Genomic DNA, 1,621 nt, shown 5'->3' on the forward strand with positions numbered 1-1,621 from the left:
CCCCGACGGCGACGATCACGTTCGAGGTGCCCGACGACGCGCCCGCGGCGGACGCGGTGATCGGGATCGCCGACGCCGAGGCCCAGCTGCTCCAGTACCCGCTTCCGGTGTTGACGACCCGCGAGGCCGTCATCGAGGTGGCCGGCGGCGGCGAGGAGCGGCTCCCGATCGCGGACGAGGACGGCGGCGACGGCGAGGGTGCTGACGTGACCCTCTCGGAGGGGACCGCGGACGACGCCGAGGGAGACGACACCGAAGGAGACGGCGACGGGGAGGACCCCAGCGTCCTTACGGTCGGAGGGATCCTCGCGCTCGGCGTCGCCGCGCTCGGCGTGCTCGTTGTCGGGCTGGTTCGACGGATCCGCTGACCCGCCACTTATGAATCCGTCTCCTGAAGCGTCCCTCCACCGAGCCCCTCCCACTCGACGCGGTACCCGAGCCGGGAGAGGGCGGCGCTCGTCTCGCCGATCCCGTACTCGTCGAGGACCGCCTCGGCGGCGGCGAGCGTCATACCGGAGTCGAGCTCGTCGGCGACCGTCTCCAACACCGCGGGACGGACCAGCGTCCGCCCCACGCGCTCGTGGGCGGGGAACCGCGCCCCGTCGAGCGCCTCGACGCCCGTCCCGTACCCCTCGGCGACGGCTTCGAGGGTCACCACGTCGTCGTCGGGGACGATCTCGGCCGGGAGCGCCGCTGCCGCTTCCGCGACGAACTCGGACTCGTACTCGCGTAACACGTCGACGACGCGCTTCACCCTGACCCGGCCGGCGTACGTGACGACTCGGTGGTCGCGGGCGGCGATCTCCTCGCCGACACCGAGACTCTCGTCGACCGCGACGAGGAGGTCGACGTCCTCCACGTCCGCGAGCTGGCCGAGCTTCTTCTCGACGTACTCGGGCGTCCAGAACCCCATCACCTCGAAGTAGAGCCGGAAGTCGGCGTGGTCGTAATCGAACGCGAAGTCGGGGATCATCACCCGCGTGCCGGTTTCGAGCGGCTCCGGCTCGCGAACGAGCGTCCAGTCGAGGTCGAGCGCGCGGAACCGTCCGGCGAAGTCGGCCTCGACGCCGCTGTCGAAGTCGGGCTCCGCCACGGGGTCGACCCCGGGGACGCTCACGTCGCGCTCGGAGAGCGTCATCGTCCGCTCCGTTCCTCGGTCGTCGATCGTCGCCTCCAGCCGCCACTCGGCCGTCTTCGCGACGGTACGGAGGAGCCGCGCGAACGCGGTGCCGTACCGCCGCGTCCGGCGAAACAGCCGATCCGGCCCGGTGACGACCAGCTCGCGGCCGTCGTCGGTCCGTCGGAGCTCGTACAATAGCCCGAGGCGTTTGACGGCGCTCACGAGCGCCTTGGGATCGGCGGAGCGGACCCGGACCTCGGTCGCGTCGAACAGCGCAGTCTGGGCGAGCGAGAGGTTGTACTGGTCGAGCAGCGTGTCGGGGCCCCACCGCACGTCCGCGTCTACGAGCACCTGTCGCGTGTCGCGGTCGGCGTAGAGGTCGTCGTCGATCACTTCGGAGTCGACACCCAACCCGTCCGCGGCCCGTTCGATCGCCCGGTCGCGTGTCGATTCGCTCGCCACGCCGACCGCTTCGGCCGCCTCGAACGCGGCCCGCCGGAC

1 protein-coding gene and 1 pseudogene are annotated in these 1,621 nt (G+C 71.6%); one reads left to right on the plus strand and one right to left on the minus strand.

The window, feature by feature from the left end; genetic code table 11:
• Positions 1 to 368 (plus strand): annotated as a pseudogene (locus tag ACFQEU_RS15510) (hypothetical protein); the annotation flags it as partial.
• An 8-nt stretch (positions 369 to 376) separates the two neighbouring features.
• Here ACFQEU_RS15510 and ACFQEU_RS15515 read toward each other — a convergent pair.
• A partial coding sequence (locus tag ACFQEU_RS15515) for a DUF790 family protein (RefSeq protein WP_379783625.1) occupies positions 377 to 1,621 on the minus strand: 1,245 nt, incomplete at its 5' end.

Origin of the sequence: Halorubrum tibetense, from assembly GCF_042661865.1 — an archaeon.
GTDB lineage: Archaea > Halobacteriota > Halobacteria > Halobacteriales > Haloferacaceae > Halorubrum > Halorubrum tibetense.